19 protein-coding genes and 1 pseudogene (1 of these 20 only partly in view) are annotated in these 25,062 nt (G+C 69.8%); 7 read left to right on the forward strand and 13 right to left on the reverse strand.

Going from position 1 to position 25,062, the window contains the following annotated elements; genetic code table 11:
* Positions 1-130 precede the first annotated feature (130 nt).
* From ACZ6SA_RS15435 to ACZ6SA_RS15445, 3 genes are all read right to left on the reverse strand, one after another.
* A complete protein-coding gene (locus ACZ6SA_RS15435) occupies positions 131-892 on the reverse strand; it encodes a glucose 1-dehydrogenase (protein ID WP_465828627.1) in 762 nt (253 codons plus the stop codon).
* A gap of 390 nt (positions 893-1,282) precedes the next feature.
* Entirely contained in the window at positions 1,283-2,989 is a 1,707-nt protein-coding gene (locus ACZ6SA_RS15440; protein ID WP_465828425.1) for a CocE/NonD family hydrolase, read from the reverse strand.
* 444 nt (positions 2,990-3,433) lie between these two features.
* Complete coding sequence (locus ACZ6SA_RS15445) at positions 3,434-3,598, reverse strand: hypothetical protein (RefSeq protein WP_465828426.1); 165 nt, start codon at positions 3,596-3,598, stop codon at positions 3,434-3,436.
* Positions 3,599-3,981: 383 nt separating this feature from the next.
* On the opposite strand from ACZ6SA_RS15445, the gene ACZ6SA_RS15450 reads away from it, so the two are divergent.
* Positions 3,982-4,437: a nuclear transport factor 2 family protein gene (locus ACZ6SA_RS15450; RefSeq protein ID WP_443150850.1), complete on the forward strand. Its 456-nt coding sequence runs from the start codon at positions 3,982-3,984 to the stop codon at positions 4,435-4,437.
* 290 nt (positions 4,438-4,727) lie between these two features.
* On the opposite strand, the gene ACZ6SA_RS15455 is transcribed toward ACZ6SA_RS15450, so the two are convergent.
* A complete protein-coding gene (locus ACZ6SA_RS15455) occupies positions 4,728-6,188 on the reverse strand; it encodes an RICIN domain-containing protein (RefSeq protein WP_465828427.1) in 1,461 nt (486 codons plus the stop codon).
* A gap of 282 nt (positions 6,189-6,470) precedes the next feature.
* On the opposite strand from ACZ6SA_RS15455, the gene ACZ6SA_RS15460 reads away from it, so the two are divergent.
* Positions 6,471-6,755: a hypothetical protein gene (locus ACZ6SA_RS15460; protein WP_465828429.1), complete on the forward strand. Its 285-nt coding sequence runs from the start codon at positions 6,471-6,473 to the stop codon at positions 6,753-6,755.
* 76 nt (positions 6,756-6,831) lie between these two features.
* On the opposite strand, the gene ACZ6SA_RS15465 is transcribed toward ACZ6SA_RS15460, so the two are convergent.
* The 6 genes from ACZ6SA_RS15465 to ACZ6SA_RS15490 form a co-directional block, all read right to left on the reverse strand.
* Complete coding sequence (locus ACZ6SA_RS15465; RefSeq protein ID WP_465828430.1) at positions 6,832-9,120, reverse strand: phosphodiester glycosidase family protein; 2,289 nt, start codon at positions 9,118-9,120, stop codon at positions 6,832-6,834.
* A 10-nt stretch (positions 9,121-9,130) separates the two neighbouring features.
* The gene (locus ACZ6SA_RS15470; RefSeq protein WP_347642432.1) at positions 9,131-9,937 is read right to left on the reverse strand and encodes a phosphatase; all 807 of its coding nucleotides are present in this window, start codon (positions 9,935-9,937) and stop codon (positions 9,131-9,133) included.
* A 4-nt stretch (positions 9,938-9,941) separates the two neighbouring features.
* Positions 9,942-11,069, reverse strand: a complete 1,128-nt coding sequence (locus tag ACZ6SA_RS15475; RefSeq protein WP_465828431.1) for an ABC transporter ATP-binding protein — start codon at positions 11,067-11,069, stop codon at positions 9,942-9,944.
* A gap of 20 nt (positions 11,070-11,089) precedes the next feature.
* On the reverse strand, positions 11,090-12,790 hold the full coding sequence (locus ACZ6SA_RS15480) for an ABC transporter permease (protein WP_465828433.1): 1,701 nt from the start codon (positions 12,788-12,790) through the stop codon (positions 11,090-11,092).
* A gap of 4 nt (positions 12,791-12,794) precedes the next feature.
* Positions 12,795-13,832 carry an ABC transporter substrate-binding protein gene (locus tag ACZ6SA_RS15485; protein ID WP_465828435.1) on the reverse strand — a complete coding sequence of 346 codons (1,038 nt, stop codon included), beginning with the start codon at positions 13,830-13,832 and terminating at the stop codon, positions 12,795-12,797.
* A 131-nt stretch (positions 13,833-13,963) separates the two neighbouring features.
* Positions 13,964-14,749, reverse strand: a complete 786-nt coding sequence (locus ACZ6SA_RS15490; RefSeq protein ID WP_347642428.1) for a GntR family transcriptional regulator — start codon at positions 14,747-14,749, stop codon at positions 13,964-13,966.
* A gap of 302 nt (positions 14,750-15,051) precedes the next feature.
* Here ACZ6SA_RS15490 and ACZ6SA_RS15495 point away from each other — a divergent pair, with 302 nt between their 5' ends.
* Positions 15,052-16,224: an SGNH/GDSL hydrolase family protein gene (locus tag ACZ6SA_RS15495; RefSeq protein WP_347642427.1), complete on the forward strand. Its 1,173-nt coding sequence runs from the start codon at positions 15,052-15,054 to the stop codon at positions 16,222-16,224.
* A 237-nt stretch (positions 16,225-16,461) separates the two neighbouring features.
* Here ACZ6SA_RS15495 and ACZ6SA_RS15500 read toward each other — a convergent pair whose 3' ends face one another.
* Together ACZ6SA_RS15500 and xynC are read right to left on the reverse strand one after the other, a co-directional pair.
* Positions 16,462-19,281 carry a glycosyl hydrolase family 95 catalytic domain-containing protein gene (locus tag ACZ6SA_RS15500; RefSeq protein ID WP_465828438.1) on the reverse strand — a complete coding sequence of 940 codons (2,820 nt, stop codon included), beginning with the start codon at positions 19,279-19,281 and terminating at the stop codon, positions 16,462-16,464.
* Between the two features lie 136 nt (positions 19,282-19,417).
* Positions 19,418-21,169 carry a glucuronoarabinoxylan endo-1,4-beta-xylanase XynC gene (gene xynC, locus ACZ6SA_RS15505; protein ID WP_465828439.1) on the reverse strand — a complete coding sequence of 584 codons (1,752 nt, stop codon included), beginning with the start codon at positions 21,167-21,169 and terminating at the stop codon, positions 19,418-19,420.
* Between the two features lie 916 nt (positions 21,170-22,085).
* Between xynC and ACZ6SA_RS15510 the strand changes: the two genes are divergently transcribed.
* From ACZ6SA_RS15510 to ACZ6SA_RS15520, 3 genes and pseudogenes are all read left to right on the forward strand, one after another.
* Positions 22,086-22,238 (forward strand): cellulose binding domain-containing protein, encoded by a 153-nt coding sequence (locus ACZ6SA_RS15510; protein WP_465828441.1) that lies wholly within the window; start codon positions 22,086-22,088, stop codon positions 22,236-22,238.
* Positions 22,239-22,272: 34 nt separating this feature from the next.
* On the forward strand, positions 22,273-23,907 hold the full coding sequence (locus ACZ6SA_RS15515) for a glycoside hydrolase family 27 protein (protein WP_465828442.1): 1,635 nt from the start codon (positions 22,273-22,275) through the stop codon (positions 23,905-23,907).
* 268 nt (positions 23,908-24,175) lie between these two features.
* Positions 24,176-24,322, forward strand: a pseudogene (locus ACZ6SA_RS15520) (glycosyl hydrolase family 95 catalytic domain-containing protein); the annotation flags it as partial.
* Between the two features lie 178 nt (positions 24,323-24,500).
* On the opposite strand, the gene ACZ6SA_RS15525 reads toward ACZ6SA_RS15520, so the two are convergent.
* Positions 24,501-24,890, reverse strand: coding sequence for an ArsR/SmtB family transcription factor (locus tag ACZ6SA_RS15525; RefSeq protein WP_347642422.1), 390 nt, complete (start codon positions 24,888-24,890; stop codon positions 24,501-24,503).
* A 57-nt stretch (positions 24,891-24,947) separates the two neighbouring features.
* Between ACZ6SA_RS15525 and ACZ6SA_RS15530 the strand changes: the two genes are divergently transcribed.
* A protein-coding gene (locus ACZ6SA_RS15530; protein ID WP_465828444.1) for a flavin-containing monooxygenase crosses the window boundary here: on the forward strand, positions 24,948-25,062 show its 5' portion. The gene runs 1,130 nt beyond the window's last position; only the first 115 of its 1,245 coding nucleotides appear in the window; the start codon lies at positions 24,948-24,950; its stop codon lies beyond the right edge, outside the window.

Consider the following 25,062-nt stretch of genomic DNA (forward strand, 5'->3'; position numbering starts at 1 on the left):
CCAAAGTTTCCATCAGTCCCGACGCGGTTCATGTCCGACACCTCCGGACAGACGCTGGTGCAGGTGTCCCGGGTGAAGGTGGAGGAGACGTCGGCGACCCGGCCTCAAGGGAATCGAGTTGACCCGAGGGTCAGGTGTCGGGGTGCTGCGTCATCATGGCCCGTCCGGACGTCCAGCCGCCGTCCACCGTGATTTCCGCACCGGTCATGTACGAGGCCGCGTCCGAGATGAGGAAGGACACTGCCTCGCCGATCTCCTCCGGGACGCCGATCCGGCCCAGTGGGGCCGGCGGGAAGTTGCCTTCTCCCAACTGCGCGTCACGCTCCATGGTGATCGGGGTGTAGATCACGCCCGGGTTCACGGCGTTGACGCGAATCCGGTGGCGGCCCAGTTCCGTCGCGGCAATCTTGGTCAGGCCGCGGACGCCCCACTTGGACGTCCCGTACCCCGAGGCCCCAGGAAGCCCGATCAGGCCCGAAACGGAGGCGATGTTGACGATCGAGCCGCCGCCGGCCGCCCGCATCGCTTCGATGACCGCCTTCAGCCCGAGGAACACCCCGGTCAGGTTGACCTTCAGCACGCGTTCGAACTGCTCCAGCGTCTCGCTCTCGAGAGGTGCCCCCGCGGCGATTCCGGCGTTGTTGACCAGGCCGTCCACCCGGCCATAGCGCTCGAGAGTCGCCTCCGTCACGCTCTTCCAGCCATCCTCGCTGGTCACATCGTGGCGGAGGAACAGGCCCCGGATCTCGGAGGCGGTCTTCGCTCCCTGTTCGCCGAGCAGGTCGGTGACCACCACCGTGGCTCCGTCCCGAGCCATGCGGGCGGCCACGGCCGCACCGATCCCGCGGGCGCCACCCGTCACGATCACTACCTTGTCCTGCAGATCAGACATCTCATCCCTTCCTGTTGTTCGTCGATTCGTTGAGCTGAGTCGCCGGGAAACGCGGCTGTCAGGCGTTCGAGCCGCCGGTGGCCGCGGTTTCACGGGTGTAGTCGGAGAAATCGGGTGCCCGGTGACCACCGTGACACCAGCCCAACAGGCCCTGAGCCGCGCAATCAGTTTCCGCTTCCGGCTCGGCTCGCACCGTTCGCTGTCCGACGGCAGGACGGCTCGTTGACCCGTCCAGCGGGTCGCTTCGGCGCTCTCGGAACACCGCCGATGCTCCTCGGGCATCTCCGCATCCGCCCCGCAGACCAGTGGAGGCACGCGTACACATCCCCCTCGCCACATACATGGCGATCAAGGAAAACCGCGAGACACGAGCTTTCCCAGGTGTCTCGCTTATCGCCGGATCAATGGCAACGTCACCCGGCTCGGATGATCCGGTCCGGTGAGGATGGCGTTATGGGCGACCACGGCGTCGTCGACGGCCTCCCGGCTGATAAAACCACCGGTGTTCGTGTTCCGGTCGAATCGTGGGAAGTTGCTGCTGGAGATATCGATGCGGATCCGGTGGCCGGCCAGGAACACCATGGAGGTCACCGACATGTCCACCTCGATCTCATACACCTGGCCGGGGTTGATCAGGGTGGGCGTTTCGAGCCCGTCGCGATAGCGCATGCGAAGGATGCCGTCACATACGTGGCGGGCGCTACCGTCGGGGTGGACGTCGACCAGCTTGGCTGTGAAGTCGGTGTCAGGAGCGCTGGAGTGCACGAACAGCGTGGCCCGTACGTGGCCCGTAGCCTCGGTGTTCTGCGTCAGCGGCTCCGTGGTGAAGGACAGCACGTCGGCTCGTTCCTCGATGTGCCGCTGGTCTACTGGTCCATCCGTGCGATACGACCCGTTGTAGTTGCCCCCGCGGCTCGGGACAGGGTTCTTGGGGTCGTAGTCGTACTCGGCGGAGTTCCGGCTCGCCGCGGGAGACCTGCGAAGCGAGCCGTCACGCCCGCAAGCGGCGGCGTCCAGGTAGAGGTCGGTGTAGGCGGTGTCCGGTAGCGGCCAGTCCTGCTCCTCACGCCACTCGTTGACGCCCATGACGAAAATCTTGACGGGTGCCGCCGGCTGAGAGACCGCGTCGCCGACAGGAAGCCACTGCGCGAAATGGCGGAGGTGCTCTCCAATGAGGTCGGCTCCCTGCGCGGTCGCCGCCATCCCGAAATCGACCTCGGGAAAGTTGTTCTCCAGCGGCCAGTGCGCCCAGGGACCGATGATGATCCGTGTCCCTCGCCGTGCTTGCGGAGTCGCCGCGGTCGTGCGGTAACGCGCGAAATCACGAATCTGCCCGTTGATGAAGAAATCGAACCAGCCGGCGATCATGAGAATCGGCTGCGTCATGTCGGGGAAGGACCGCGACCTGTCGAGGGCCTTCCAGTAGTCGTTGTTTTCCGGGTTGTCGAGGATCTTTTGCAGGCGCTCATCGCCGGCGACCAGCGATTGCTGATGGAGCGGAACATCGTCATAGGTGTTCGGACCGCTCCTTAGCTGGGCGCCGAGGTCGGCCACGAGCGTGGGGTCGCCGCCGCCCGAGGCCATCGCACGGACCTGCTCCTGCATCCGCATGCCGAAGTGCCAGGTCAGGGCGAGCTGATGGAACATCGCCCCGCCGGGGTGATACCAGAGGCCGGTATACCAGTCGGCGGCCGACACCTCGACAGCGAGTGCCTTGACGGCCGGGTGCCGGGAAGCTGCGATCGCCCATTGCGTCTGTCCGGCGTATGACGCGCCGTAGGTCGCGACCCTGCCATCGCTCCACGGCTGACGCACGAGCCAGTCGACGGTGTCGTAGCCGTCGTCGCGTTCGTCCTCGATGCTGCGGAAGTCTCCGTCGGAGCCGTACGTTCCCCGGCACGCCATCCACGCGACGTTGTATCCCGCCTTGAGAAAGAACAGATACTCCGGCACGCTGATCATGTTCGTCTTGTCGACGCCGTAAGGCGTCCGCAGGAGAAGCGTCGGTCTCGGCTCGTCCTGGCTCCGGTACAGCAGACCCTCGACCTTGACACCGTCGCGGAGGGGGACGGTGACACGCTCGAAGATAAGGGCCATGTTGGTTCGCTCCTTTGCTTGCAGGTGCTGGGTCGTGGTCGGGGTGGTCAGGTCCTGGTCCGCGCCGCCCGGATGGGCAGGCGATGTTCGCGGGGCGATCCAGGGAATCCACGCAGTTCGATGGGGGTACGCCCGGGCTGATCGACGGCTGTAGCCGGAGCTTCGAGCACTGGTGCGGCCTCACCGGCTCCTTTCGGCACCTTGATGATGGGCCGCTCTTCGGGGCGGTCATGGGGTGCTTGGCCTGTGCGTCCTCGGCTCAGCGACGCTCACGGCCGGCGGCCGCGCCGGGTCAGCCTTTGAGCGGGGCATCCCTAGCGCTCACATGAATGCGATCACTCGCAGGCGACGTCGATGCCGGGCGCGCGGAAGGCTGGGAGGGTTGTCGCTCATATCCAGGCGACGGACGAGCAGCCGCCCGGGGGACAAACCTGTCCCCCAAGCTCAGAGCTGTTCGAGGGTGCCCAGGTCGAAGCGGCGCAGCCAGGCGGTAATCGTGTGGCGGCGAGCGGTGGTGATCTCGCTGGAGCGGCCTGGCTCGGCGGAGGAGATCCAGATCAGGTTGCCGTGCTCGTCGGCAATTCGCCACTGCGGTGTGAGCCCCATCACGTTCGCCGGCCGTCCCGGCGCGCCGGACTCGTTCGTCGATGATCTGTAACCGCCACTGCGGCGAGAAGGCCACCATGGACGATCGCTCCTGCTACGTCGGCAAGCGGATCGGGGCAGATGGCGCGGCGAACTGGGAGGCAGGCCCGTGAGCACAACCGCCGAAAGGCCAGAGCGAGTATCCGGACCACGACGAACTCTGGACCCCGGCAGGACACGCCGCCCGTCCCCTCCACATCACCGACATCCGTCACCTCAGGCCCTTTCAGATACGCCACCAGACCTAGACGTTCAGTGAAGCGCCGCTGGTGCGGACGCACCCCGCGGCACCCTCCGGCAGGAGCCCGATGCCGTCATCCATCACGTTCGCAGGAGAAAGGAAACCGATGAGAGATCTGCAGGCCATCGCCGACCGCGTCGAGATCGAGGCGCTGCGGGGCGACCACGCCGACGCGGCAATGATCGGCGACTATGACCGTTTCGCGTCGCTGTTCACCAGGGACGCGGTGTGGCGGATACCCCCCGCCGACGTCGAGTTCACCGGGCGGGAGGAGATCCGCGCCGGTATCGAACGGCTGCAGGGTGCGTGGGAGTTCTGGGTGCAGAACGTGCACCCGGGCACGATCCAACTCGATGGTGACACCGCGACCGGCCGGGAATCCATCTTCGAGATCGGTCGCCAGCGCGACGGCAGGTCGGTCCTCATGTACGGCCTGTTCCACGACCGCTACCAGCGCACCCCGGATGGCTGGAAGTTCACCGAGCGCGTCCTCGAGCCCAGGTACCTCGACACCACTGCGCTGCCGGGTTCGCCTCATGTGACCTGGGACCCCGCCGGCTGATCCGGCAACGCGACATCTCGGAAGGTGAGGCGACCCGTGGGGCGACGCGCCAGCCTCTGTCGCGGGAGGCGGCGCTGCCCCGGCCGGGTCCATGGTGGGCCCGCCGAGCACCCTCCGGCGTTCGATCCGGTCTTCCACCGGTACAACGGTCTGCTCACCGTGTTCGGCCGGCCGCTGCGTGCGGTGACCCGGGCTGGACGGCGCTCCAGGGCGCCGTCCAGGATCACGTAGGCTGCTCGCCGCTCGTGGCCCGATGCCTTCGTGTTCACCTGCTCCTGTCCGGTGTGGCCTCAAGCGTCCCAGCGCTGGTTGGCGCCGCCCCAGCAGGTGTACTGCTGGAGGCGGGCGCCGTTCGCCGTCGACTGGCCGGACACGTCGAGGCACTTGCCCGAGTGCCGGGCGACGATCTCGACGTGACTCGTGCCGGACACGGTGCGGAGTTCCCACTGCTGGTTGGTGCCGCTGCCGCACGTGTACTGGATGACGGCCGCGTTGTTCGCGGTGGAGGCGTTGTTGACGTCGAGGCACTTGCCGGAGTGCCGCGCCACGATGTTGTGGTGGCCGTTGCCCAGATCGCGCAGTTGCCACTGCTGGTTGGCGGCTCCGGTGCAGGTGTACTGGATGATCTCGGCGGCGTTCCCGGTCGACCCCTCCAGGACGTCGATGCACTTGCCGGAGTTCTGATTGACGATCTGGGTCGTCGTTGCGTCACCGCCGCCGTCGACGTCGTCGCCCCAGCCGTAGCGCAGGCGGTTCGCGCCGGACTGGTTGCGGATCGTGAGGTTGAGGTCGGTGCCGCTGCCGCTCTTGGCGTACATCGAGTACCAGTCGTAGCCGATGTCGCCCGGCTTGCCGCCGATGGCCGGCCAGTAGGTGCCGCCCATGGCGTTGTCCCGCATCACCTGGGTGACGGCGCGGATGTGGCGGACGAAGTTGTCCGTGCTGTTCGGGTCGGCGTAGTTCAGGCCGTTGTTCATCGGAGCCCCGAACTCGGTGGCGACCGCACGCGAGGCGCAGTTGCCGAGGCGGGTCCGTACGTGGGACCGCCAGCCGTCGTACGTGTTCGCCGGGTAGAAGAACGCGTAGTGGTGGAACGAGAACAGCGTGCCGGCGAAACGCGAGTCGTCGCACAGGTCACGGAGGTCCTGGCTGTAGCCGGCACCGCCGACGAGCACCCGGTTCGGCGGGGCCGGGTAGTGGTGGTCCAGCCAGCCGGCGGCGATGTCGCGCCACTCGGCCGAGCTGTAGCCGTGCGGCTCGTTCATCGGCTCGAAGTACACGAGGCTGTTCGATCCGTACTGGGAGGTCACGGCCGACCACATCGCGTTCCACGCCGGCAGGTCGGTGATGCGGCCCCCGGAGGCCGCGCCGTCCTCCCAGTACGCGAGGATCACCTTCCACCCGCGCGCCGTGGCGGCGTCGATGGCGCCGCGGTAGGCGTTCCACCAGGTGGTGCCGACGGTGTGGGTGTTGATCGGCAGCCGGACCGTGTTCACACCCAGTGTCGACTGCATGTCGTCGTACAGCGCGTTGGCCTTGGCCTGTACGGTGGCGTGGCTGTCGGAGCTGCTCAGCCCGTCGACGACGAGCGGGCCGGTGCTGAAGTTGTCGCCCGGCACCGCCCAGTTCATGCCGCGGAACTGGCTGGTCGCGGCCGACGCGGGCGTCGTCCATAAGCTCACCGCGACGATCGGCGGGAGCAGCAGGGCTGCCAGCCCGGCGAGCAGTCGCCTGGCCCGGAATGTGTCCATGAGGGAACCCTTCTGGTGCGTCGTCACGTGGTCTGCTCACGGGCCGGAAGGTCGCGTCGGCCGCTCCGGCCGAGATGGTCCTGGTACCTGGCGTGGTCGCGCGCGCTCGAGCGGGCACGACGAGACGTGGTGCTTGTCATGGTTCTCTCCTTGAGGGCATGCGCCATGGACCGGCGGCACTGCCGGTTCGCGCACGCTCACCGCGTGATCGTTGACGCCCGCCCGGAGAGAAATCCGTCTACCAAGCTCAAGTTAGCGTTAACACATCGCCGGGAAAAGGGCGTGCGAGAACCGAGGCACGCAGCACGAGGTCGAACGGTTGCCGGGCGCTGGCCACGGGCCGGCGACCCCGGGATCGCCGCCGCGCTGCGCGCGATCCACGAGGACCCGCGGCGAGGGTGGACGGTGGACCAGCCGAGCGCGAGCGTCGGCCCGCAGCGCACGGCGTTCACCCGCCGCTCGGCGACGGTGGTCGGAGTGCCGCGGATGAGATATCTGACCATGTGGCGCCTGGGCCACCGGACGCCGGTCATGCTCGCCGAGCGGGGCTCATCCGGCGGCCGCTGACCCACCCGGTTCATCGCACCGAGCCCGGGCGTCCCGTGCGGGATCGGCGACGCCCGGGTCCGGGTGGGGCGCGGGGTCAGCTCGCGACCACGGCGGTCAGTTCGTCCAGGACCAGGGTGCCGACGTAGCCGGCGTCCGGATCGAGCTCGTTGAAGAAGATCCGGCGCAGGCTCACCGGATAGGTCACGGTGTCCGGCACCTCATAGGTGATCTGCTGCCAGCCCGGTTCGGTGATGAACGCGGGCTCGATCGTGTGCAGGGTGCCGTCGCGGTCGACGACCTCGAGGCGCGTCCGGTGGACGTGTCCTTCCGCGTTCACCCAGATCTTGAACGCCGTCGGCTCGCCGGCCACCGGAAGGAGGTTGGCGGCCGGCCAGATGCCGACGCCGCGCGTCTCGGTGCTCTGGGTGAAGTCGTAGTCCAGCTTCAGCCCGTCGCCGACGTGGCCGTCCGGGGTGGACGAGACGGTTCCGGTCGCGCGCAGGCTCCAGAAGCGCCAGTTCGACGTGTCCTCGAAGGTGTCCACCACGTCCTGGGACGTCCCGATGCCCACGATGAGCTCGGTCGTCACGCCGCCGGCGGACACCGAGACGACGTGCTCGCCGGCGTCGGCACGGGCGGTGACGGTGAACGCTCCGGTGCCGTCCGCGGTCACCTTCAGCGCGGCGTCGTCGTAGGCAAGGGTGACGTCGGCGGGGTCGATGGGGGCCGCGTACCCGGCGGAGTCCGAGCCGTTGACCTCGAAGGTCCCCTTGGCGCCCTTTTCGAGGAGGTTGAGCCGGCCGGAGCCGGTGTCCAGGCGGGCCAGCTCACCCAGCACGGTCAGCTCGATGTCCCCGGTGGCCCTGCCCCGCTTGGCCGTCACGGTCGTGCTGCCCGGCGACAGCGCGCGGAAGACACCATCGTGGTCCACCCGGCCGATCCGGTTGTCCGCGACCCGCCACTGTGGCCTGGCCTTGCCGGGCAGATCGGCGGGACCGTACGTCTCGTCGAACGCGTCCGCCCTCAGCCGGCGGGTCAGCCCGGGGAAGACCCGCTCGGTACGCCATGACGCGGCCGGATCCGGACCCGGGAACCGGTCTCGTTCCGTCGCCGTGCTCACCCAGAAGCCCGTGGCCCTGCCGCTGCCCTCGGGAAGGAACATGGCCAGCCCGGTGGGCACCGGGCGGGTGCCCGCGGCGTCGGACGGCCGGTTGACGAGTTCGGCGTCCTCCTGGCCGGGGTCGCGCGCGACGAGCGTCGTCGAGCCCCCGCCGTCGAGGTTCAGCGCGCTGTGCGCGCCCAGGTCGACCATCATCCGCGCCAGCTCGTTCAGCCCGATGCCGCGGGAGAACTGGGGCTGGCGGCCGTCCACCGCGACCAGCCACATCCTGGTCCCGTCCGCGGAGAAGCCGACGGCGGTGCGCGGCTCCGGCGTGTTGTTCTCCGCCGGGAGCTCGAGCGGCTCGCCGTCAGCGACGAGGAGCTGACGGCCGCTCATGGCCGCCTTGACCTTCATGTCGGCCGGAGCGCGTACGTCGTAGTCGACGGAGACCGGGTCGCCGACCCGCAACGAGGACAGCGCGTCCGCCCCGGCCTCCCGCCCCACCAGCACGAACGCGCCCTCGGCGATCGCGCCCTCGCGGGGGACGTCCACCACCTCGGCCACGACGCCGCCGCGCACCACCACCTCGATGGTCCGCTCGACGCCCTTGACCGGGTGGCAGCGGCAGTACGTGCCCCACACCGGGGTGAACATGCCGATCTGGCCGTCGAGCAGTTCCGCCTTGTTCAGCGCGTCCAGGGGGACGGTCCGGCCACCGGGCAGCTCGACGGTCCCCTCGAAGACGATCTCGCCGATGGCGCCCACCTGGTCCTCGGAGAACATCACCGCGGTCCGGTCGGTCTGCGTCGCCTTCGTGTTGGGCAGGGGCGACTGCAGGAGCTCGCCGTCCTGGATGGCCACGCCCCACGGCGCGCCGGATGCGGAGATGTCGAAGTAGTCCGCGTTCACCGCGGCGACGGCGCCCGCTTCCCGCGCCATGTCGAGGAGCGGACGTCTCGCCGCGACCCGGCCGGGAAAGAGCCGGCCGATCTGTACGCCGGACGTCAGGTCCACGGACATCTGGTACGTCTGCAGCCAGCCCGGCTCCCCGGTGGCGCCGTCGGGACCGTGCAGTTCGACCGTGCTCAGCTCGACCCCCGGAGCGACCGGCCGGGTCTCGCGGTAGGTCTCGGTGCGGCCGGTGGTCCGCGGCGCGTCGAGCGTGGCCGCGACGGCGGGCGCCTCCGTCCGCGCGTACGCCGGGCCCGTCAGGACAAGGGCGAGAGCCGCCGATAACAGGGCGGAGGGAACTTTCCATCGCATCGAACCGCGACGAGACATACTCATCTCCTTATCCAGCGATGCCGGCTGCGCGCCGGAGCATGAACTCGGTCACCGGGGCGAACTCGGCGGGCGTGAAGTTGTCCTCGATGGGGAGCACGGGGTCGTGCCGTCCCCGGGCCCGGGCCAGGAACAGGGCGATGTCGTTGGCGTCGGCTATCGACAGCGTGTTCAGGCCGGCGGCGATCGCCGCGCCGGCCATGCCGTGGTCGGCGATGACGAGATCGATCCGTACGCCGTCATCGGCCGCCGCGGCGATCATGGCCTCCATGTACTCGGGCCGGTGGGTGTGCAGGATCGCCTCGTCGTGGAAGGCGCACCCGACCCCGCCGAAGAACCGGATCCCCGACTCACCGGCGGAGTGGGCGCCGACGGCGAGGCCGAGACGGTGGTCGTCGAGGACGCGTACGATCCGGTTGCCCGCGTTCCGCAGGGCGCGCGCCAGCTCGGCGTAGTGCTCCAGCAGCCCGGTCGGGTGCCCGGTCGCCAGCAGCACCGCGGCGCCGCCGTCACGCAGGAAGGGAGCCAGGGCGTCGGCATGGGCCCGGATGCCGGCCAGCGTGTTCTCCGGCGCGATGTACCCCAGGTCGGGATCGCCGTGCGTGATGCGGTCGCCGATGCCGGCGTCGACGGCGGTCACGACCTCGTCGACGGTCGCCGTACGCCAGTCCTGCAGCCCGAAGGTGTTGTCCGGATCTCCTCCGAGCATCTTGAGCGCGTACGCCAGCGACTGCCGGCGGGTGGTCCGGATGTCGCCGGACAGGCTCCGCTCGACGAGCAGCTCGCGCAGGTCCGCCTCTCCGTGTGCGGTGCGCATGCCGTCAGCTCGCCGCGGTCGCGGCGGCGCTCCCGGGCCGGGCGGCGGCAGCCGGTGGGCGCCACGCCCCCTCGGTCCTGGCGAACGCCCGCGCCGCGCCGTTCCCGACGGCCAGCCGGACGGCCGCTCCGGGAGACCAGTCGCTCTGAGCCGAATGCACGATCACGACCGAGCCGTCGACGTCGACGTACGTGCGGACGACCGGGCCGAGGAACTGCACGTCGCGGACGACGCCGCGCAGCGCCCGCCCGTCGGTGGCGTCCTCCTCGGTGAGGGACACGTCCTCAGGGCGTACCGACACGTCGACGAGCGAGCCGGGAGCGACGGAGGACGACGCGCCCGCGGGCGTCGCCGGGAGCGCCGCGCCGGCGACGTCGACCTCCCATGACCCGGCCGACTCGCCGGCGAACTCCCCCACCAGCCAGTTCGTGATGCCGACGAAGTCGGCGACGTACCCGCTGGACGGGGCCAGGTAGATCTCGTGGGCGCTGCCGAGCTGTTCGAGCGAGCCGTCCCTCATGACGGCGATCCGGTCTCCGAGGGCCAGCGCCTCCTCCTGGTCGTGGGTGACGTAGACGATCGTCGTCCCGGTGTCGCGCTGGATCTCGCGCAGCTGGGTGCGTAGCTGGATGCGGGTCTTCGCGTCGAGGTTGGACAGCGGCTCGTCCATGAGGAGCACCGACGGCCGGATCGCCAGCGACCGGGCGACGGCGACGCGCTGTTGCTGCCCGCCGGAGAGCTCGTTCGGCCGCCGGCCGCCGAGGCCCGTGAGGCCGACGAGTTCGAGCGCCTCCTCGGTGCGGCGGGCCCGCTCGTCCCTGGCGAGCTTCTGGGCCTTCAACCCGAACTCGATGTTCTCCGCGACGGTGAGGTGCGGAAAGATCGCGTAGTCCTGGAACACCATGGACGTCGGCCGGGCGTCCGGGCCGAAGCCGGACACGTCGACGCCGTCGATGAGCACGGTCCCGCTGTCGGGCCGGACGAAGCCGGCGATCATCCGCAGCGTGGTGCTCTTGCCGCACCCGCTGGAGCCGAGGAGGCAGAGGAACTCGCCGCGGCCGACGACGAGGTCGAGGTCACGGACGGCCGGCACCCCGTCGAACGACTTGCACAACGACTTCAGTTCGATCATGGAATCTCCATCAGCAGGTGTCACAGGTCGTAGAGCCGCAGCCGGGAGCCGAGGGCGAGCTTGGCGACGGCGAGCCCGGCGAAGCTGACCACCATCAGGCCGGCCGCGACGCCGGTCGCGGCGCCCCACTGGCCGAACTCGGCGAGGTTGACGATGGTGGGGGCGCCCAGGCCGATCCCCGGCGACGTCAGGAAGATCACGGCACTCAGCGTGTTGATCGCGTGGAGGAACCCGAACACGAGCGACGTGGTGAACGCGCCGCCCAGCAGGGGGAACATGATCTGGACGATGACCCGGGCCCGCGAGGCGCCGAGATCGGTGGCGGCCTCGTCGATCGACGGGCTGATCTGGTTGATCGTGGTCACGGCGGTCCGGTAGCCGACCGGGATGGCGCGGACCACCATGACCAGCACCAGGATCAGCGCGGTGCCGGTCAGAGCGAGCGGGGCCTCGTTGAACGTGAGCAGCCACGAGATGCCGATCATCGTCCCGGGGATCGCCGACGGCAGCACCGCGAGCCCGTCCATCACGCCACGGCCGACGACCTTCGTGCGGTGCACGACGTAGGCGGCGACCAGGGTGCTGATCGTCGTGATGATCGCCGCCGTGGCGGAGAACAGCGCGGAGTTGCGGATGTCGTCCCCGCGCAGGAGAGCCGTCTGCCAGTGGTCCAGCGTGAGGCTCCAGTCCGCGCCCCACGCCCGGGTGAACGAGCCGACCAGGATGCTCCCGTAGATGAGGATCATCAGGACGCTGACCATGCCGAGGACGGCGAGGAGCCCGCGCCGCACCGTCGCGGGGAGCGGCGCGGGAGGCAGGCTCCCGGTCTTCCCCGACACGGTCACCGCGGAGCGCCGCGCGAGGACGCGGCGCTGGATCAGGAAGAGGACCAGCGTCGGCACGAACAGCAGCACGCACAGCACCGCCGCCATCCCGAAGTCCTGCCTGCCCACGGCCTGCACGTAGGCCTCGACCGAGAGAACCTGGTACCCGGCGCCGATGAGGACGGGGTTGCCGAAGTCGGTGATGACGAACATGCCGACGAGGAGCAGCGCGTTCAGGATCGTGGGGAACGCCAGCGGCAGCGTGACCCGGCGGAAGGTCTGGAACCACGTCCAGCCGAGATCCCGGCTGGCCCACTCCAGGGTGGAGCCGATGTTCTTCAGCGTCGGCAGCAGGGTCAGCGTGGCCATGGGGAAGAAGGCGAGCGTCTGGACGAGCCAGAGACCGCCGAGTCCCAGGAGGCTGACGTCCAGCCCCAGCAGCTCGTGCGTGACCAGCCCCCGCCGCCCGAACAGCAGCAGCACCGCGAGACCGACGACGAACGGCGGCGAGATCAGCGGGAGGAGGGCCATCACCCGCAGCACGGCCCGGCCCCTGATGTCGGGCCGGCTGAGGGCGTAGGCGAACAGGAAGCCGACCACGGTGGCGCTCAGCGTCGAGGCCACGCCGATGACGACGGTGTTCTTCGCGGCCTGGGCCACGCGCGGCTCGGCGAGCCCGCTCCATGCCTCGCCGTCGGGCTCGAACAGCATGGCCACCGTCGGCACCAGGACGAGGAGGACGAGCAGGCCGCCGACGTAGACCGCGAGGGTGCCGACCGTGATCCGGTCGGCCAGGAGCCGCCTGCGGCTGCGCCGCTGCCAGTCCGGGCGGGTCCCGGGGGCCGGCTCCTGCTCGGTCCGCTGTTCCTGGACGGTGCGTCGGGTCGTCGAGGGCACGGCGTCAGACCCCGTACCGCTTGGCGAACTCCTTCGACACCGCGTCGCGCATCTCGCCGGCGCGCACCGGGTCGTAGTCCACGAGGTCGAGCTCGGCGAGCCCCTGCGCGCCGTCGGGGAGGTCGACGTCGTTCCGCACGGGGTACGAGTGGACCAGGTCGACGATCATCTGGGACGCCTTCCTGCCCTGGAGCCACTGGATGAACTTCTCGGCTCCCTGGGGATTCGGCGACCCCTGGACGAGCGCGTTGCCGGAGATGACGACGCCGGTGGGCTTGGGGTAGACGAGTTCGATGGGGAACCCGGCCCCGCGCACGTTGAGCAGGTCGTGGGCGAAGGACACGCCGGCCGCGTACTCGCCGGTGGCGACCAGCTGGGACGGCGCTCCCCCGCTGTCGGTGTACTGGCCGACCAGCTCGTGGAACGAGTCGAGGAACTTCCACGCGGCCGCGTCGTCGCCGTGCCGGAAGAACTGCGTCGCCACGAACGTGTACCCGGTCCCGGACAGCGTCGGGTTCGGCATGACGAGCTGGCCCTTCAGGTCGGGGCGGAGCAGCTCGTCCCACGTCTTGGGGAGCGGGGCCCCGCCGGTCTCCTCCTTCCACCGCTCGGCGTTGACGCCGACGGTCATCAGGATGAGCTCGTTGGCGTGCCAGTAGCCGGCCGGGTCGACGAACCGCTTGTCGACGCCCTCGACGGTGGACTTGTGGGGCCGGATCAGCTTCTCCTTGGCGAGCGGGCCGGCGTCCCCGCTGGCCAGGCCGATCACGTCGGCCGCCGGGCGGCCGGCCTCGGCCTTCAGCCTCGCCAGGAGCTCGCCGGCGCTCTGCCGCAGCACCTCGACCTCGATCCCCGACTCGGCCTCGTACGCCTCGGCCAGCCGTCGAGCGGGTTCCTCGGGCATCGGCGTGTACCACGTCACCGGGCCGCCGGACGCGGACGCGGCGTCATCGTCGCCGCCGGATCCGCAGGCCGCCGACCCGAACATGAGGAGTGCGAGAGAGAGCGCGCCTGCGGCGACGCGTAACAGGGGTGTGCGCATGAGTGACCGCCTTCGGATCGATAGGCCCGCGAAGAGAGGGGCGCAAGGTCACGCTGCACGAAATGGTGATATCTGAGGCTCTAGGTGTCAATACCTCTTGTACACCAATTGCAGTCGCCGGAGGGCCGCCGTCAGCCCAGGGACGTCGCGGTGTGCGTCACCCCGCGGGGGTGCCCGAGGTCCTCTTCCGGCGTGGCCGTCAGGTCCAGCTCCGATGTGATCATGTACCGGTCGCCTCTGAACAACGTCCGGGTGAACTCGACGGGAACGCCGTCCGACGTGCGGGTCGCGGTCCGGAACAGGAACGCGGGAGAGTAGGGCGGCGCGTCGAGCATCGCGGACTCCTCCGGGCTGAGCACCGTCGGCTCGATGGTCTGGGTCCCCGAGGCCACCTTCAGCCCGTACCGATCGGCGAGCAGCCGGTAGAGGGACTTCTCCTCCAGCTCTCCGGCGGGCAGGCCGGGGACCAGGGCGTCCGGCAGCGTCGTGGTGGCGATCGCGATCGGATCGCCGTCGGCCAGCCGCAGCCGCCGTACGGTCACGATCGCGTCGGAGGGCGCGATCTGGAGCCGCCAGCTCAGCCGGACGCCCGCGTCCGAGCGCTCCACCCCGACGACGCGGGTCGACGGCGTGATCCCCCGCTGACGCAGGCTCATCGAGAACGACGACGCCGCCGGCGACTGCGTGATCGTGGGCCGCGCGACGTAGGTCCCGCTGCCCTGCCTGCGGATGAGATGACCGTCCCTGACCAGGTCGTCGACGGCTCGCCGCACCGTGAGCCTGGAGACCCCGCAGTCCTCTTCCAGCACCCGCTCCGGCGGGATCGGATCGCCCACGTTGAGGTCCTCGAGCAGGCTCATGATCCGCTCCCGGACCATGTTGTGCTTGCGCCCGCGACGAGCGTCTGCGTCGCTCACGTCCACCCCCTCCAGCCCTTCACGGCGGCACCCTCGCTTATCCCGCATTTTACGCCACGGCCATGAATTGGTATTGACGACTTGTATACCAGCTCATAAAGTCACCGAGGAATCATGACCTCCCGGTGAACCATGGCGGAGCGCCGACGCACCGCCACTCCTCCGTCCCACGGCTGGCCGCGACCGTCAGGCCGGGTCCGATCATCGTCGCATCAGGGCCGACGCATGACCACCCTGCCTCGACCAGCGCCTTCCCCGTCCGGCCCGAGCCCTGAGAAACATCGATCGACAAGGGAGCACCGATGGGAAACCACATGGTCAATCGCCGTCACCTCCTCGGACTCGCCGGCGCCGGCGGAGCCGCCCTCGCGATACCCGGCCTGTTACCCACGCCGGCCCACGCCGCCCCGCAACCGCCCGCGGCGTGGCCCACGGAGTTCGTCGAGGTGACGCCCACCGTCGAGGGCGACGTCGCCTGGTACGACGTGTCCCACTGGGGCGTCGAGGGCAAGGGCTGGTCCGACACGGCAGCCTTCTACGACCGGCTGCCGGCCAGGGCCGAAGGCCTCGTGACCCCTGAGGTCTGGGTGCGGAGCAGGAACTCCTCCGGGCTCTCGACCCGGTTCGTGACCAACTCGACGATCTTCCGAGCCCGCTACCGGCTCAACCTGGCCACCACCGCGATGTACCACATGCCGGCCATCGGCCACAGCGGCGTGGACCTGTACGCGCGCACCGGAGCCGGGCAGGACGCCTGGCTGGCCAACACGCACCCGACGGCGCAGACCGTCGACCAGCAGATGGGCCTCGCGGTCGACCCCGGAGAGCGCCTTTACACCGCCTACCTCCCGCTGTACAACAGCCCGCAGCAGCTCCAGATCGGCGTCGAGGCCGGCGCCTCGTTCGCCGGGGTCGCCCCGCGCACCGCCAGGCCCGCGGTCTTCTACGGCAGCTCGATCATGCAGGGCGGGGTGGCGTCCCGGCCCGGCATGTCCATCACGGCGCTCCTGGGCCGCCGCTTCGACATGCCCACCATCAACCTGGGATTCTCCGGCAACGCGAGGATGGAACCCGAGATCGCCGAGCTGATGACCGAGCTCGAGGCGTCGGTCTACGCCGTCGACAGCTCCCCCAACATGAACCCGCAGCAGATCTCCGAACGCGCCGAACCCTTCGTCCGCATCCTGCGCGAGGCGCGCCCGGACACCCCCATCCTCCTCGTCGAGGACCGTCGGTACGGGGACGGTCAGTTCGTCCAGTTCCGCCGGGATCGCAACGCCCAGAACGCGGCCGCCCTCCACGCGGCGTACATGAACCTGCGCGCCTCCGGCGTCAAGCACCTCTGGTACCTCAAGGCCGACAAACTCCCGCAGGCGGAGGAAATGGTCGACGGATCGCATCCGAGCGACCTGGGCATGGTCACGTACGCCAAGGCGTACGAGAAGGTCCTGCGCCCGATCCTCCACGACAGGTGAGACGGACCGCGCCGATGACCCCGGTGCACTTCGGGTTGTGCCGGTAGCCGGCCTGGAGAACGCTCCCCGGCCGAACTCCGCACCGGCTTCGATCCACACCCCTGGTTCGCCGACCGCCCCGCGTCGCACGCCCGCCGGACCTGATGGCGAGGCGACGCTCTCCCAGCCCGGCACCGGCTCCCGCGACGCCCCGCGCTCCGCCACGTCCACGGCTTCGCCGCCTGGCTTGCCGGGCCCTCACGTGCCCGTGACGGTCCACTGGTTGTTGGTGCTGCTGTTGGGCGTCCACATCGCCACGGTGGAGCCGACGGTGCTGTTGCCCATCCCGTCCAGAGCGGTCCCCGTGCCCCGGTTGATGATCTGACAGCGCCCGCTGCTCACCGCGTTGAGCCGCCACTGCTGGTTGTTGCCGCCGTTCCAGACCGCCTGCCGCGCGCTCGCGCCGTTGGCGGTGTCGCCCCAGCTGTCGATGACCATGCCGTTGGTGCGGTTGACGATGCGGTACCAGCCGCCACCCAGGTCCAGGAGCTGCCACTGCAGGTTGGGGCTGCCGTCATAATTCCACTGTTTGAGCACCGAGCCGGAGGCGACGTTGCCTCCGCTGTCCAGGACGAGGCCGGTGGAGACGTTGGCGAGGCGGACGTAGGCGGCGGGCGGGGCGGACGCCGTCACGCGGTAGGCGCGGCCGGCCTGGCCGGTCAGGGCGACGACGTCGGGCTCGGGTCTGGTGACGGTGACGGCGCCGCCGGTCGTGGTGTCGGTCACCTGGACGGTTCCGGCGAACGAGCGGCTGCGGACGTTGATCGTCGCGTCGCGGTCGAACGTGACGAGGGTCTCGGTGGCCGCGCCGGAACTCCAGGTCACGTCCACCGTGTAGCCGCCGCGTCCCCGCAGGCCTCGCACCGTGCCGGTCGGCCAGGCCGCCGGCAGGGCCGGCAGCACGTGCAGCTCGCCGGCGTGGCTCTGCAGCAGCATCTCGGCGATGCCGGACGTGGCGCCGAAGTTGCCGTCGATCTGGAACGGGGGATGCAGGTCGAACAGGTTCGGCGCGAGCCGGTCCGTCCGCACCAGGAGGCGGAGCAGCGCGTGCGCCCGGCTGCCCTCCTCCAGCCGCGCCCAGTAGTTGATCTTCCAGGCGAGCGACCAGCCGGTGCCGTCGTCGCCGCGCAGTTCGAGGGTGCGCCGGGCGGCGGTGTGCAGGGCCGGGGTGCCGCGTCTGGTGATCTGGTTGCTGGGGTGCAGGCCGTAGAGGTGGGAGACGTGCCGGTGGCTGGTCTCGGGCTCGATCCAGTCGTGGAGCCACTCCTGGACGTTGCCGCGCGAGCCGATCTTCATCGGCGGGAGCCGGTCCCGGGCGGTCAGGACCCGTGTCCGGAAGTCGGCATCGGTGCCCAGAGCCTGGGAGGCCCGGGCGCAGCCGTCGAACAGGTCACGCAGGATCTGGTTGTCCATCGTGGGGCCGGCGCAGACGCTGACGCCCGAGTGGTGGGCCAGCTCCGGGGAGTTCGACGGGTTCGTGACCAGGTAGCGCAGGCTCGGCTCCTCCACGAGGGTGTCGAGGAAGAACTGCGCGGCGCCCTTCATGGCCGGGTAGTGCCGCCGGAGGAAGTCGAGGTCGCCGGTGAAGGTGTAGTGGTCCCAGACGAGGGTCGCCAGCCACGCGCCGCCGGTCTGCCACATGCCCCAGAACGCGCCGTCCACGACCGATGTCCCCCGCCAGGCGTCGGTGTTGTGGTGGGTGACCCAGCCGCCGGCGTCGTACTGCACCCGGGCCGTGCGGGCGCCGCTGGCGGCGAGGTCGTTGATCATCTCGAACACCGGCTCGTAGCATTCCGCCAGGTTCGTGGTGTCGGCCGGCCAGTAGTTCATGGGCAGGTTGGCGTTGATGGTGTATTTGGAGTCCCACGCCGGCGTCAGCGAGTCGTTCCAGATGCCCTGCAGGTTGGCCGGCTGGGTGCCGGGCCGTGAGGAGGAGATCAGCAGGTAGCGGCCGTACTGGAACAGCAGCGCGGAGAACTGCGGGTCGTCGGTGTTCGCGTGCTGCGCGATGCGTACGTCGGTCGGCTGGTCGGCGGCCGCGGTGCGGCCGAGGTCGAGCGTCGTGCGCCCGAACAGCCGCTGGTGGTCGGCGACGTGCCGGTCGCGCAGGTCGTCGTACGCGCTGCCGGCCGCGGCGTCGAGATGGCGCCGGGCGATGCCCCGGTGGTCGCCGCCGACGTCGTCGTAGCTCACGTAACTGGAGCCGATGGAGATCAGCAGGGTCACGCTGTCGGCGTCGGACACCTGGAGCGTGCCGCCGGAGCTGGTGACGGTGCCGCCCTCGGCGACGGCCCTGGCCAGTGCCAGGAAGCGGACGGAGCCGGTCACTCCCTCGAAGTCGCCCGAGACGCCGTCGAGCGCGACCGTCGCCGCGTCGGGGCTGGAGCGGGTCGTCCGCTGAGGGCTGCCGAACGTCGCGGAGAACGTGATCGAGCCCGGCCGGTCGGCGGTCAGGCGGACGGCGATCACCTGGTCCGGCGCGCTCGCCAGCGCCTCGCGCCGGTGGCGCACGCCGTTCTGCAGATAGGACACGGACGTGATGGCCGTGGTGAGGTCCAGGTGCCGGGTGTACTCCGAGACGCCGGCGGTGCCGCCGAAGGCGAGCCGCAGGTCGCCGACGGTCTGGTAGGCCAGCTGGCCCGCGGGCCTGCCGAGCATGTTCTCGTCGATCAGGGTCTGGGCCTGGTTCCACTGGTTCTGGAAGACCAGTTGCCGGATCTGCCCCAGCGCCGCCGCCCCCCGGGGGTTGCTCTGGTCGTAGGGACCGCCGGCCCAGACGGTGTCCTCGTTGAGCTGCAGGCGCTCGGTGCCGGCGTTGCCGAACACCATGGCGCCCAGGCGGCCGTTGCCGATCGGCAGCGCGCGCAGCCAGTCCGTGCCTGCCTCCTCGTCGTACCAGAGCGCCAGGTCGTTCGCGGCGCGCACCTCCGCGGGGGGCGCCGAGGCGGCTCGGGCGGCGGCCGTCCAGGACAGCGGCAACATCGCGGCTCCGGCGCCGGCCGCGCCGAATCTCAGCACTTGTCTTCGCGATAGATCAGACATCTCGCTTCTCGTTCCATGAGGGGTTGCGCTCGGCTCAGTCCTTCGGCACCAGCCCGCCGGACACTCCTGGAGGTCGGGTGGTCCGTGTGCCGTCACGGGTGGCGGGAGGGCGTCAGCCGACCCGCACGAGTTGCCATTGCTGGTTGGCGCCGTTCCAGTCGTCGTACTGGACGATGCTGGCGCCGTCGGCGGTGGAGGCGTTCTGGACCTCCAGGGCCTTGCCGCTGTGCCTGCTGATGAGGCGGAGGTAGCCGCCGCTGTCCGCGGTCCGCCACTGCTGGTTGGCGCCGTTGTGGTCGGCCCACTGGACGATGGCGCCGCCGTTGGCGGTGGAGAAGTCGTAGACGTCCAGGACCTTGCCGGAGTGGCGGGACTTGACGCGGTAGTAGCCGCCGCCGGAGTCGACGAACTGCCACTGCTGCTGGTTGCCGTTGTTGCGCGACCACTGGGTGATGCGCCCGCCGTCGGCGGTGGACAGGTTGTACACATCCAGGGCCTTGCCGCTGTTGCGGTTGACCAGCGCGTACCAGGCGCTGGTGTCGATGCCGCCGGGGGTCTGGGTCACGCCGGTCACGAAGGTCGTCACGCTGCGGGCGGGCAGCGTGGCGGTGAAGGAGCCGTTCGACACGCCGGTCGCGCCCTGGGAGGCGAGGTTCCTGCTCGCGTCGGTCAGCCAGGACGAGACGCTGGACGCGGAGCTGTTCGCCAGGCTGAACTGCTGGCTCGTCGCGGAGGTGCCCTTGTTGACGGCGACGATGACGACCGTGGAGTCACCGCCCGCGTACGCCGAGACGTAGACGTTCGACGCCGGGTTCGCCGTCGCCTCGATCCGCGCGTACCCCGGCCGGACGAACCTGGCGAAGTGCGCCATGCAGGCGCCGCGCTTGCTGATCTGGCCGTCCTCCCGCAGGGGACCGTAGCTACGCCTGATGTACCACCAGATGTACGCCTGGAACTCGGCGTCCACCATGGCGTGGTGGATGTGCTCCCCCACGTCGAGCGCCTGCGGCCACAGGTCCGCCGAATCGGAGCTGTTGGGGTGGTAGACCTCGGTCATCCAGAGCTCCTTGCCCGCGCCCCTCTGCTGGAAGAGGGGGTAGGGGAAGTTCGCGTACGGCGTGCCGTAGAGGTGGGCCCCGATGATGTCCACGTTGGCGAGCGCCGCGGAGTCGTTGAGGATCGGATCGGAGATGTTCTTCAGGTACTGGAAGGACTCGGGCGCGATGACCCTGGTGCTGATCGAGCCGGCGTTCTCGCGTAAGAACCGCACCATTTCGGTGGGGGTCCACCACGTCCAGTCGTGCGCGTAGTCGGGCTCGTTCTGCACGGATATGCCGTACAGGTTCACGCCGTTGTTCCGCATGTGGGCGGCGAAGTCGTTCAGGTGCTGGGCATAGGCGCCGTACATGTCGTGCCTGAGGCGTCTGGCGTCGGTCTGGCTGCCGCGGACGAAGGTCTCGACCATGGAGGCGGGGGGATTCCAGGGCGACGCGATGACCGTCGCCCCTAGCTCGACCGCGCGCCTGGCCGTCGCCAGGTCACGGCTCCAGTCCGCCTGGTTCTCGGGGACGGGGATCCTGAGCACGCTGAACCCCAGCCGGCCGTCGCCTGTGCCGAACGCCGTCTCGCGCTGGGCGGCCGTCAGGTCGCCGATCCACGCCGCGTGAGCCATGCCGCCGAAGCCCCGGATCGTCTGCCGCCGCGCCGTCGGATCGATGACCGCCGTGGCCGCCGCGGCCGGCGCGGCGGTCGCGGCCGAGGTCAAGGCCGTGAGGACCGGCAGGGCCCCCATCGTGGCCAGCACGCTTCTCCGGCTCGGCCACATCCGCTCCCTGCTCGCGGGCTCTTTCCGGACATGCGTCATGTCTCCTCCTCTGGCTTGTCGGCGCTGATCCGCGCCCCCTTGGCGCCCGTCGGTTCGGGTGATCGCGGGCGACACCGGTCTCGGGAGCGCTCCCATCCGGAATGGCCCGCGCCGGTTCCCAGACGGGGGATGCTGTCGAACGATGTCTCGGCCGGGCCCGCAGAACGCGAACAACAGGTCCGGCACCGGGCGTCGCGGACGAGCGACTGTCTCCCTGGCACCGTTGTTCGCGCCAACGCTTTCTGCAGGGAAGGTAAAGGCCCCTGACGCGGCTCGTCAACCGTTCGCCTGACAGAAACTTAATGAAGATCATCCACCCTTTCTGTCCCGCGCGCTGTTGAACGCCGCCGCGCCACTCCTGACGTCGCGATAGGACGCGCACCGACGGATTCGCCGAAGCCGCCGCGCCGGCGACGGCACCACGCTGCGGTATCGGCCCGGCGGAAGAGCCGCGGACCTTTTCGGCGACCGCGGTGACACGCCTGCTGGACCGCCGGGCAGGGCCGGTGCCCCGGCGTGGGCGGCAGCAACTTAACTCCAGATCCGCCACAAGCTATAGGGCGCCGACGGGTGAAACTTTCACCTGCACGGTCGGTGCGACGCGTTCTCCGTGGAGACGAAACTCCTGGCGAGAGGCATTCCGGCGGCAGCGTCTGGGATCGGCAGGGGTTCACCCTCGTTGACGACCAGCCGGCCGGTCGGATGTACTCCGCGGCAACACGTCACCGGAAGATGCCCATGCGTCCCTGCAGGACAAGATGTTAGCGTTAACATTTCCCCTTGCACCCCCTGATCCGTGGAAAGGGATTCCGTGCCCCTGAGCGCAGAGCCCGCCCGAGCCCGCCGAGGGCACCCCGACCTCCCGGAACCTGCACGGCGACCATCCGCGTCACCAGCACCTGGCAGGGCGGGTTCCATGACGGTCCGCGACGAGTCGTGGAACGGCTCGCTCGCGGCCGGCACGAGCACCACCTTCGGCTTCACCGCCACCGGCAGCGCGGCGACTCCCCGCACTCACCTGCGCCTGACCGGCGGGCTCAGGGGACGGATCCACAGCCCCGTCCCCTGAGCCGGCATTTCCGACCCGTTGAGGAGAGACATCGATGAGCAGGAAACGACTCGCCTTCAGCGTCACCGTGCTGCTGGCCCTGACGACGGGCGCCGCGGCGGCCGGCTCGGCTCTTCCGGCACAGGCGCTGGACAACGGCGTGGGCCGCACCCCGCCGATGGGCTGGAACACCTGGAACACCTTCGGCTGCAACATCAACGAAACGCTGATCAAACAGACGGCCGACGCGCTCGTCAGCTCCGGCATGCGCGACCTGGGATACGAGTACGTCGTGGTCGACGACTGCTGGTTCGACCCCAACCGCGATTCGGCCGGGAACCTCCAGGCCAACCTGTCGCGGTTCCCCAGCGGCATGAAAGCGCTCGGCGACCACCTGCACGCCAGAGGCCTGAAGTTCGGCCTCTACCAGGCGCCGCTGGACAAGACCTGCGCCCAGTACTTCGGCGCCTACCCGGGCGCGACCGGCAGCCTCGGGCACGAGGTCCAGGACGCCCGGCAGTTCGCCGCCTGGGGCGTCGACTACCTCAAGTACGACTGGTGCTCCCCCACCGGCACCATCGACGACCAGGTGCGCACCTTCGCCAAGATGCGCGACGCGCTGGCCGCCACCGGCCGGCCGATCCTCTACAGCATCAATTCCAACAGCATCCACGACAAGACCGGCCCACAGCGGAACTGGGGCGACGTCGCCAACATCTGGCGCACGACCGAGGACATCACCAACGCCTGGAACACCGGTCAGACCAACGGCTACCCGATGGGCATCCAGAACATCGTCAACGTCAACGTCCCCCTCGCGGGCAACGCCCGGCCCGGGCAGTTCAACGACCCCGACATGATGGTCGTCGGCCGGGGCGGCATGAACGACACCGAGATGCGCAGCCACTTCGCCCTCTGGGCCGTCATGGCCGCCCCGCTGATCGCCGGGAACGACGTCCGGAACATGGACGACGCGACCGCGACGATCATGAAGAACCAGAATCTGATCGCCATCAACCAGGACCCGCTCGGCCTCCAGGCCACCCAGGTCACCAACGACGGAACCCGCCGCATCCTGGCCAAGCGGCTGAGCGACGGCGACGTCGCGGTCGCCCTGTTCAACCAGGGCGGCAGCACCACCACGATCAGCACCACCGCCTCCGCCATCGGCCTGACCGGCGGCCCGTTCACACTCCGCGACGCCTGGACGAACGCCGTCACCACGACAACAGGGAGCATCTCGGCGAGCGTCCCCGCGCACGGCACCGTCGTGTACCGGGTCAGCGGCGGCACCGCCACCCCGCCCGCCACCCGCGTCCAGGGGGTCGGCTCCGGCAGGTGCCTCGACGTCAACGGCGCCTCCCAGGCCAACGGCACCCAGGTGGTGATCTGGGACTGCCACCAGCAGAGCAACCAGCAGTGGACCTCCACCACCGCCGGCGAGCTGCGCGTCTACGGCAACAAGTGCCTGGACGTCAACAACGCCGCCACCGCCGACGGCACCAGTGTCATCATCTGGGACTGCAACGGCCAGAGCAACCAGCAATGGCGCTTCAACACCGACGGAAGCATCACCGCCGTCGGGGCGGGCAAATGCCTGGACGTGGCGGGCAACGCCACGGCCAACGGCACCAGGCTGCAGATCTGGACCTGCACCGGCGCGTCCAACCAGCGATGGACCCGCACGTAGGGACTGCCGCTCGGCGACACCGACAGTGCGTTCACCGTCACGCTGTCGCCTCCCTCGGACGGCGGATCCCATCCGTGGCAGGCCATGGAGCCGGTCCTGACCGGCCGCGAAGGCACACCGGCACACCGATGTCCGGACGCACCCGGCCCGTCGGACGTTCCCGCCGTGACCACCGCGACCGCGAACGATCCGGTGGGAGCGGGCCGCCACACCAGCAGCCGGGCCGCGGGTTCGTAGGCTCCTCCCGGCACGACCGCCTGCCTGGAAGATCAACTACTGGGCCAGGCTGGAGGAGGGCGGGCGAGCTCACGACATGGTCCGCGCCCTCGTCACGCCGGCCCGGCTCGCGCCCAACAGGTTCGACCCGCACCCCCCGTTCCAGATCGACGGCAACTTCGGCGCGACGTCCGGCATCGCGGAGATGCTGCTGCTGCGCCACACCGGTGAAGTGCACCTGCTGCCGGCCCTGCCGGAGACCTGGCCCGAACGGCAGGGTGCCGGGCCTTCGCGGCCGTGGCGGCCACACCGTCGGGGCGGCGTGGAGCGAGGGGCAGGCCGACGAGTTCTGGCGACCGTCCCCCGGCCGGGCCTGGTCAGCAGCAGTAGCGCAGGTATTCCTGCAGGTCGGCGAGCGCTTGGACGACGCGCTGTTTGTCCGCGCGATAGAGCACGACCTTGCCGTGCTTGCGGGAGGTCAGGATGCCGCCGCGTTTGAGCTCGGCGAGTTGCTCGGAGGCGCGGGGCTGGCCGATGTGAGCCAGCTCGGCGACCTGGTTGACCGACAGTTCGGCGCCGCGGGCGAACAGCAGCATGATGCGCTGGCGGGCCGGGTTGGCCAGGGCCTTGAGGAAGGCGTGCACGGCCGGGCTGATCTCGGCGGTCGCCTCCGGCTGCGGGGCGGCCGGGCAGCACTGAGCGCTGTCCGGCGCGGCTTCGGCGCCGGGCGCCGTCTGCTGGGCCATCACCACCTCCTGCCGAGTCATTCCACCACCATATCCATGCTTTGACATATCTGAAAACAGAGATATATCGTCCCGGTCATGCACAGATCCCCTGACCCGGTCGCCATCGTGGGCGGCGGCCAGTCCGGCCTGGCCGCCGCCCCCACCGTCCGCGACGCCGGCCTCACCCCCCTCTTCCTGGAGGGCGGAGAAC

Source organism: Nonomuraea sp. NPDC049378 (genome assembly GCF_055586745.1).

Excerpts from the sequence above, each read along its gene's own strand:
- ACZ6SA_RS15470 (WP_347642432.1), bottom strand. The coding sequence starts at position 9,937 with ATGCGCACCGCACACGGAGAGGCGGACCTGCGCGAGCTGCTCGTCGAG.
- ACZ6SA_RS15515 (WP_465828442.1), top strand. The coding sequence starts at position 22,273 with ATGAGCAGGAAACGACTCGCCTTCAGCGTCACCGTGCTGCTGGCCCTG.
- ACZ6SA_RS15435 (WP_465828627.1), bottom strand. The coding sequence starts at position 892 with ATGTCTGATCTGCAGGACAAGGTAGTGATCGTGACGGGTGGCGCCCGC.
- xynC (WP_465828439.1), bottom strand. The coding sequence starts at position 21,169 with ATGACGCATGTCCGGAAAGAGCCCGCGAGCAGGGAGCGGATGTGGCCG.
- ACZ6SA_RS15440 (WP_465828425.1), bottom strand. The coding sequence starts at position 2,989 with ATGGCCCTTATCTTCGAGCGTGTCACCGTCCCCCTCCGCGACGGTGTC.
- ACZ6SA_RS15450 (WP_443150850.1), top strand. The coding sequence starts at position 3,982 with ATGAGAGATCTGCAGGCCATCGCCGACCGCGTCGAGATCGAGGCGCTG.
- ACZ6SA_RS15475 (WP_465828431.1), bottom strand. The coding sequence starts at position 11,069 with ATGATCGAACTGAAGTCGTTGTGCAAGTCGTTCGACGGGGTGCCGGCC.
- ACZ6SA_RS15455 (WP_465828427.1), bottom strand. The coding sequence starts at position 6,188 with ATGGACACATTCCGGGCCAGGCGACTGCTCGCCGGGCTGGCAGCCCTG.
- ACZ6SA_RS15510 (WP_465828441.1), top strand. The coding sequence starts at position 22,086 with ATGACGGTCCGCGACGAGTCGTGGAACGGCTCGCTCGCGGCCGGCACG.
- ACZ6SA_RS15525 (WP_347642422.1), bottom strand. The coding sequence starts at position 24,890 with ATGACTCGGCAGGAGGTGGTGATGGCCCAGCAGACGGCGCCCGGCGCC.
- ACZ6SA_RS15465 (WP_465828430.1), bottom strand. The coding sequence starts at position 9,120 with ATGTCTCGTCGCGGTTCGATGCGATGGAAAGTTCCCTCCGCCCTGTTA.
- ACZ6SA_RS15485 (WP_465828435.1), bottom strand. The coding sequence starts at position 13,832 with ATGCGCACACCCCTGTTACGCGTCGCCGCAGGCGCGCTCTCTCTCGCA.
- ACZ6SA_RS15495 (WP_347642427.1), top strand. The coding sequence starts at position 15,052 with ATGGGAAACCACATGGTCAATCGCCGTCACCTCCTCGGACTCGCCGGC.